This is a genomic window from Pseudomonas sp. GD04091 (genome assembly GCF_029836165.1).
Lineage (GTDB): Bacteria > Pseudomonadota > Gammaproteobacteria > Pseudomonadales > Pseudomonadaceae > Aquipseudomonas.
In genome coordinates this window covers 1-7,891 of the sequence record NZ_JAOEBG010000042.1, presented here as the reverse complement: position 1 = coordinate 7,891, position 7,891 = coordinate 1, and the positions used below count along the sequence as shown (strand labels likewise).

The window sequence follows — 7,891 nt, the reverse complement described above, 5'->3', positions numbered from 1 at the left end:
CTGGAATTGGCAGCCATGGCGGTTCCCCGAGGGTCGCGAGAGGTCGGTGCGTCGCTGTGTGGCAAGCACCGGAACAGGCGTTCGATCGCGAAGCTAGCAAAGGCCGCGAGCGCCGGCACCTGGCATTTTTGTCAGTTTCTCGCGCCAGCCGCTCGGTCTATAACTCGACCAGCGCCTCGAACAGAGGCTTCCTTTTCTCGAAAAGCCGGGGCACACCATGAGCCGACGCAGCCACAACACGTCACCGATGCCGTCCGCGGATGCTTCATTCGGCGCTGCCGGTTTCCGGGCTCCGGTCGAGCTGAGTGTCGTCCATGTCCGGCACCTGCATGCACACCACCTCGACCTGAAATTGTTCACCACTGACGTACTCCTGAGTGTCCTGCCTTACGAGGGGATGATCCTCGGCGATACGGTCAAGGTCTGCTTTCAGGGGCTTACCAACGATGGCGAGCCTTTGCTGGAGCCGCTGGAGCTGACCGCCGAGGTCGAGCACCTGGATTCGCCCGTCACGTTCGAACTCGAGCGTGAACGGATCGAAGGCCTCATCGGTTTTTCGGCGCGGTTCCACTACAGCGTTTCAGCGCCCGATGACCAGGAGCCGCTGCGCGAGTCGCAGCCCGTGACGATCCACATCATCGACAACGACCCACTGCCGACGCTGTTGCCCCAGCCAGCGTTCGATGGCCTGGAAGGTCCAAGGATCTACCCTGTCGAGCACGAGCAGGGCGTCACGCTGCTGTTGCCCGCCACAGGCAGGCAGCCGGGTGACGAAATCCTGCTGTATATCGACCAGGTTGGCACTGGAGGCATCAATACCCTGCTCGAGCAGCGGTGGTTGCGAGTGGAGCAAGCACGGGCAGGCCAGGCGAATCTGTCAGTGGCATTCGCACATGGCTGGCTGAGTAGTCACGTTGGCAAACAGCTCTCGATGACCTGGCAGTTCATCAACCCGTCAGCATCGGGCATGAGTGCTTCGCGAAGTGTCGAGTTGGTGGCCGCGCGCATGCTTTCGGCGCCTGTCGTAAAGGACGCATCTTCGGATGGTGGCCGTTCCGTAATCAAAGCGATGGCCCTGCGCAAAGGCCTTACGGTCGCTGTACCCGCGGACACGGACACCAGCGATGGTACCGTGACCATGCACCTGCACGAGCTCGGAGTGGACTCCTCCGTGTATGACGGGCGGCCGGGTGAGACGCCTTCCTTCTGGTTCGCCCCGGAAAGGGTCGGCGGTCTGCTCCAGAACCATGTGCAGGTGTTCTACCGGTTCACGACCCGCGCCGGCACGCCACAGCGCTCGGCCTCCGTATTGCTCGAAGGGGAGCCCTTCGACGTCATGCATTTCCCCTACATCCAGTGCGACCTGGCAAGTGGCCGGACCGGTCTTTCCCTGGCCTCGGTGCCGAGCGAAGGCGCCCGCTGGCACCTGGAGGGTTGGCCACTGATGGGGGGGGGCAGACCGTCATCATCAAGGCCCTGGGCGTCGATCACTCCGGACAGGACAAGGAGTTCGTCCTGCGTGATACCCCCGTGAACGACGCTGAACTCACTGCCCAATGCCTGCAAGGTGTGTTTCCTCGCAGCGAGCTCGAACAGTTGAAGTTGAGCGAGAAGTTCACCCTGCAGGTCGAGGTGTGCTTCAACGGCCTGCGCGCCTATCCGCTGCGCCCTGTCTACATCCTGCTGGTCGCGTGACGACAACCGCCGAGCGCAGGGAGCCGACCATGGCCGACAACGAATACACGCTGTTCAAATGGCTGCAGGAGAAGGGCCGGACCTTCTCCTGGGACCTCGTCGTGGCGATGGACCGCGCCAGGACCAACCACTTGCTGGAGCAGGACTATGTCCGACGTTTTGCCGAGGACAGCTACCTGCCCAGCTTCTCGGCCGCGGTCAAGGTGGGCACCTTTGTCAAGTTCTACCTGCACGACTTCCTTCTCGATCGCCCGAGACTGTCCTTCGAGAACGCCGAGCTCAATGATTCGGTCGCCCGCCTGAGCCTGGTGATCATCAGTGGCAGCGAGGTGCAGCTGGAGGTGGAAGCCGGCGGATATGGGGTGGTGCGGTTGGAGCGCATCACCCCGTTGCAGGGGCCGGTGCTGACGCTGGATTTGCAGTTGCCCGACGCGCCGGTGACGGTCGAGCAGGAGGGGCGCCTGCTCCTGGACCTGAGCAACAGCGACGATTTCAACCTGACCCTCGATCCAGACCCTGATAAGCAACGGGCTGGCGGTGCGGTGTTCAAGGACCTGTTCAACAGGCTGCCGGCCGAGCAGCGCGTGCTGACACTGGGCCATGTGTCCCGGGACATCGATGAGTTCCTCAAGCCCAGGTCCATGCGCATGGCGACCCAGGCCCATCCACCGCTGCCTGGGCGTCCGGCGGGCGAGGGGGCGATGCTCGCCTTCATCAGCATGAAGGACGAGCACAGCGGGGGTGTGCCGAGCGAGGGGGCCGACTTCAGGTACCTGATACCCGATGGCGAGCAGGAAGCGTATTCCACCACCGTGCTCTTTGGCTACCGGCGGCAGTTGGTCGCGCTGATGTTGAAGAACCTCACTGGCGAGTTGCCCAGCCAGCTCCATCTCGACTACGACCAGCAGTTGCTTGCCGGGGTGACGGTGAACAGTAAAAGGATCGAGCTGCCCGAGGCGCAGGTCAGGTTTGAAATGGACGGCACGTTCTACACGGCGAATCTGGAGCGGACCATTCTCCAGGGCATCGACGAGAGTATCGACATCCGCCTGACCGCCGAGGGTGCCGAGTTCGGCTGGTCGTTCACAGGGGCCTTCCTGGTCACAGGCCTGAAGCAGGAGGGAGCCGCAGGGCCTGGTACGAGTTTCATCGGCTCGTTCGACAAGCACTGCGAGATTGCCTATGTCATCGATGAGGAGGCGCCCGGCACGGTTTCGCTGCGCGCAACGCGCATGGAGCTTTCCGACCTCGACAATGGCGGCGCGATGAAATTCGTCGAGCTCAGCGAAGACGCCATCGTGCAATACCTCGGCCTCGACGCAGTTGCTGCCGCGCAGCTCCATGCGCGCCACCAAGGCACCAATGAGGAATGGTGGGGGAAAGCGGTGGAGCTCCTCTTGATGCTCTTTTTCGGTTTTTCCTATGTCGTGATCCAACAGTTCATGAGGCTGATGAGCGTTGCCATCATCAGCGTGATGAAGGTGTTGATACAGCAGGTGCTGCTGGCGCGCTTCACCGTCAGCCCGCAGATGGACGCGTGGATCAATCAGCTGATCAAGCTCAACCTGGGCGAGACGTTCGTGCCCATCAAGGTCCGTGGTCCGTTCGACATCGCCTGTTTCGGCCAGATCGCCTCGCACCGCGATGCGCCGCGGCTCATCCCGCAGGGCCCGACCCTCGCCGCAGACGCGACGCTGGTCTTCAGCGCCGAATCCCCATCGCCGATCGAGACCTGGACGGTAGAGCCGCTGGGCGACGCCACGGCACGTGGGCGCATCGATGCGCAAGGGCGCTACACGGCGCCATCGGCCAGTGCGTTCGAGGGGGAGTTCCTGCGGGAGCGGGTCACGGCCACCACGGTCTCGGGTGCCACCTCGGGGGTACTGGTCACGGTGACGCGGGATGCCCTGGCCATGACGCCGCTGGTTCAGGTGTGTGTCGCAGGCAGGGAATATTCGTTGAGCGCCAACAGCACGCAAGACCCAGACCGGCTGCAGTGGCGCATCGTCAGCCCCGAGCCCTGTGGCCGTCTGGAGGGACCGGTCACCGGAGCCTGTGTGACCTACGTTGCGGGCGCGCCCTCCGCCTTCTATGCGTTCGACTACGTCGAGGTTTCCGATCCAGGCAATGGCACGAGCGGGCAGATTCTCATGATCAACAAGCATGAGCCGCATGTGGTCATCGTCAGGGAAATTGTTGGCAACACGGTGACGCTGCTGGTGGAGGGGGTGGCAGTCACAGATCTCGTCCACTGGACCGGGCCTGGCACGTTCGAGGATGCCGGTTATGACGCAGGTCGCTTTCAAGCATTTATACGCTTCTCCCCCCCCAGCGACTGCGCTGCACCCTTCGTGGTGGTCGAGGTGCGGATCGAGCCCGAGGATGACTGGGCGCCGACCGCCGGATTCATCCTGCTGCCGTTGCCCTTGCACCGCTATGCCAATACCTACGCGCTGTTGTGCCAGCGCCCTTGAACACGTGTGACCCGTCGAGGTGATACCCATGAGTAGCAGAGTCCCGCAAGCGATCGTCAAGTGGCTCGAAGAGGACCCCGATGTCCATGGATGGGACATGATCGTCGCGTTGCCGATGGGGCTGGTCAACCAGGTGGCAAACCAGTCGTTCCTGCGCCACTGGGTGCAGGATGGCGGCACCCGCCTGAAAGGGGAGGTGCAGATCGGCAACACGAGGATCTCCCACCAGCTCGACGGTTATCAGCTTGCAACGCCGACCTTGACCGTCGAGAAGACCGACTATGGCAAGTCGAACCTCCAGCTGGAACTGACCATGGCCGAGGGTACCCATGCCATCGTCAGGGGCGATACCGAGGTGATGAGTCTCACCGCGCATACGCCCATCAACGGTTTCGCCCCGCGTGTGCAGGTGCCCTTGCACCTGGTGGGAGCTGATCTGCGACTGGACCTGGAGGAAGGGAGCGGGCATGAGCTGACGCTGGGCGACAGCATGGAAAACCAGTACGGCGCGAGCCTGCTGGAAGATCTGTTCGCGCAATTGCCCGGCCACGCCCGGGTGCTGGACCTGGCGCAGGTCCTGGCCAATGCACGCAATCCGTTTCGCGATACCCGTGGCGTGCGGATTCGCGCCCAGGTCGATGACGCTACCGGCAGTCAGGCCCTGCTGCTGTTCGTGACGTTCGACAAAGGCAGCGATGGTTTCGAACCGGTGTCGGGCGCCGGGTTCCCTTTCCTTCTGGCCGAGGACGCGCAGCAGACGCATGCCTGCACGGTCATCCTGTCCCGGCACCTGCTGCATCGCACGGCCCTCGGCCAGGCGGTGCTCGGCGCCGTCGAGGACGGGGCGTTCAGCTATGCCGCCAACGATGGCAAGCCGGTGTCCCGCATGGTCGCGCAAGGCGGGCGGCTTTCCATCCCCGGAGGCGCTTACGTGGACAGCGCAGGGGGACTGGAATTCGAGTACCCGGCCTTCGCCATTCCCACCACGGCTGGCGCACAGGCGTTGCAGCTGGAGTTCCATGGCGAGCATGTCGAGCAGCGCTGGCAGCCCGAGCTGGCGCTGAGGTTGCGTTACCGCCCGATCGGGGAGGGCGCGTGGAGCGAACATACCGTCACCGTAAGGCCACACCTCGATTACCGTTTCGAGCTGACCGCCAGTGAAGACCCAGCGTTGCCTCCGCAGGGGCGATTGACTGTCTTGTCCGCCGAGACGGCGGCGGTAAGCGGATTGCCTGACAGCCTGGCCGGGCAGCTGGAGGACATCACCCGCGCCGCGTACTACATCGTCAGGCGCGGTTACCTCAACACGGTGTCCCGGCGCCTGACCGCGCGCCTGGCTGAGCAGATCCTGCCGCTGTTGCGCCTGCCCGACGGCCCGGCGTTGCGCCCCCACGCCTGGGCCCTGCACAACAGCCTCGCGATGCTGGGCGAATTCGAGCTGGTCCGACCGGCCTTGCGCATCGAGCCACAGACGCTGCAGATCGCGGCGCAAGGGCAGCACCGGTTCACGGTCGCATCGGGCCGCGACACGTTGCGCTGGCGCGTCGAGGCCCTCTCGGACCCTGCCGGCGGTCCGGGCAGCATCGATGCCGACGGCCTGTATACCGCGCCCTCCGCTGCCAGCCTGGGAGGCCGGGCGCTCAAGGTGAAGGTGCTGGCCGAGGATGTGCTCACCGGCCAAGCCAGTTCGGCACTGGTCGAGGTGGTGGCGCGCACGGTGGTCATGAGCCCGGTGCTCAAACTGATCTATCGGCAACAGGAAGGCGAGGCGTTCCTGACGGCCAGCGCGCTGTCCGATGCTCCGCTCCAGTGGAAGATCGCCTCCGATTTCGGCGGCACGCTCGAATCGACCGGGGACAGGAGCTGCACCTACACGAGCGGCGAGCCAAGGCAGGACCGCACCTATGTGGTCGACAAGATCCAGGCCACCGGGCCGGCCTCCGCCGAAGTCGGTGACGGGGTGATCCTGGTCGTGCACAAGCCCCCTACGTTGACGATCCATCAGGAAGGCGAGCCGTCTCCGGAAGGCACGCTCAAGCTCAAGGCGACGCAACCTGGTAACGGCACTGGATTGGCTGCGCAATGGTCCCTGGAGGGACCAGGCCGAATCGACGCGGACGGTTTGTACCAGGCCGACCCGCAAGCGCAGGCCGCGTTCGTGATCGTTTTCGCCAGTTACGAGCGCCTGGGCATCATCTACGAAGGGCACCTGGTCCTGCCACTGCCCCTGTCCAGCTTCCCGGCACTGCGCGGCGCAAGGATGGCCAGCGGCCGGTTGGCGAGCGCGATGATCACTTCCCCCACGCAGGAGAAACGGCCATGAGCGGCATGTACCTGGAACCTTTCGAGCCCGAGCTGACCCCGGCGTCGGGCCTGCGGATCAAGCCCGGTGATCGGGTGCAGTTCACCCTCGATCCGCAATTCTGTCCGGAAGGGGTACGTACGTGGAGCTTCGTTGGCACAGGCGAGAGACTCGAACATCCAGATGGAAAGGTAGAGTTCGTTAGCAGAGACACTGCTAGGGACGGGGACTTTGCAACCGTGATTTGCGAAGTCAAGCTGGACGGCGTCGTCGTCGGCCGTGCAAGCAGCACCCTGTTCTACGAAACGGTCAAAGACGAGTGGCAGACATTGGCCGAGTATTCTGTCAGGGCGAGCAATTTCCCGAACGCACAGGCCGGGCTCTATGCCAATGGCTACCAGCAACTGCAACTGATCGTCACGATGACGCTGGCGAACGCGGATCTCACGCCGGCCGAGATCGCTACCCTGCGTCTTTTCGAGTTCGGAACCAACCAGGAACTGCCGTTCATGGCAGGGCGAGGGCTCGGCGATGGGCCTGCGCGATGGGGCGTGGACAACGATCGCAACGAGTATGACCTTGCGGCCCCGAATTCCCGGCCTGCCAGTCAGGGAGAGACTGGGCACTCCTCGGTGACGCCGCAGGGGACTCAGACGAAAACCTTTTACCTGCGAAGCCTGGCGGGCGCCAATGAGGACATTGAGGTCTACCTTGGCCTGCGGGATCGACATGGCCTGTGGCACTACAGCACGGACAACACCGGACAGAATGACAAGAAAATCAGGGTCAGCCCTGTGATCTTCAGGCCCACCGGCACCTATGAACTGGATCTGCGGCAGGTCGCCAACGGCCAGCCCAGCGCGGCGCAGGACGATTACTACGAAATGTACCCCTGGACGATCGATTACTGGGTCGTCAAGGTGACGCCCGTGCCGGTCGAATTCAGGGCGTGCACGGTGAGGGACACAAGCAACCCTGCGGTGTTGCGCGACTCGATGGCGCGCTGGGAGTCCGATCACCAGAACGAGATCATGTTCAGTTGCACGGGGGTGATCTTTCGCGAGAACGCCTCGGCCAGCATTCGATTCGACACCGCGCTGACGAACTTCATGCAGCGCAACGGACAGACACTCTCCACATCCGTGGACGTGAGCCAGATCCATGTCGGTGAAGTTGCCTTTACCAATCATCGCTACATGGGGGTTCGATACGACGGCGCCCTGGAGGCAGCTCTGAACACCTCTCTCTCTGCCGAGCTCAGGGACAGCGAGGGGAACCTGCACATGTTGGTGATTACCTACCCGCCGCGCACGAGCAACGGGCACCGTGACCGTCACGCGGGTTTGACGGGATTGATCGTGAAGAATCCGCACACTGGCCATCCTTGAACTGGAGATTTCCCTATGTCTGCTTCGACAGC

General features: G+C 63.4%; 5 protein-coding genes. All 5 read left to right on the top strand.

Features of this window, described 5'->3' with window-relative positions; translation table 11 throughout:
* Positions 1 to 217: 217 nt before the first annotated feature.
* Genes N7422_RS26680 through N7422_RS26660 form a run of 5 tightly spaced genes read left to right on the top strand, consistent with a single transcriptional unit; the run spans position 218 to position 7,859 of the window.
* Complete coding sequence (locus N7422_RS26680) at positions 218 to 1,534, top strand: hypothetical protein (protein WP_279809336.1); 1,317 nt, start codon at positions 218 to 220, stop codon at positions 1,532 to 1,534.
* On the top strand, positions 1,531 to 1,695 hold the full coding sequence (locus N7422_RS26675; RefSeq protein ID WP_279809335.1) for a hypothetical protein: 165 nt from the start codon (positions 1,531 to 1,533) through the stop codon (positions 1,693 to 1,695). Before N7422_RS26680 ends, N7422_RS26675 begins: the two co-directional genes overlap by 4 nt.
* A gap of 29 nt (positions 1,696 to 1,724) precedes the next feature.
* Positions 1,725 to 4,169, top strand: coding sequence for a hypothetical protein (locus tag N7422_RS26670; RefSeq protein ID WP_279809334.1), 2,445 nt, complete (start codon positions 1,725 to 1,727; stop codon positions 4,167 to 4,169).
* Positions 4,170 to 4,197: 28 nt separating this feature from the next.
* Positions 4,198 to 6,492: a hypothetical protein gene (locus N7422_RS26665; protein WP_279809333.1), complete on the top strand. Its 2,295-nt coding sequence runs from the start codon at positions 4,198 to 4,200 to the stop codon at positions 6,490 to 6,492.
* The gene (locus N7422_RS26660; RefSeq protein WP_279809332.1) at positions 6,489 to 7,859 is read left to right on the top strand and encodes a hypothetical protein; all 1,371 of its coding nucleotides are present in this window, start codon (positions 6,489 to 6,491) and stop codon (positions 7,857 to 7,859) included. The genes N7422_RS26665 and N7422_RS26660 overlap by 4 nt, the downstream gene beginning before the upstream one ends.
* Positions 7,860 to 7,891: the final 32 nt, after the last annotated feature.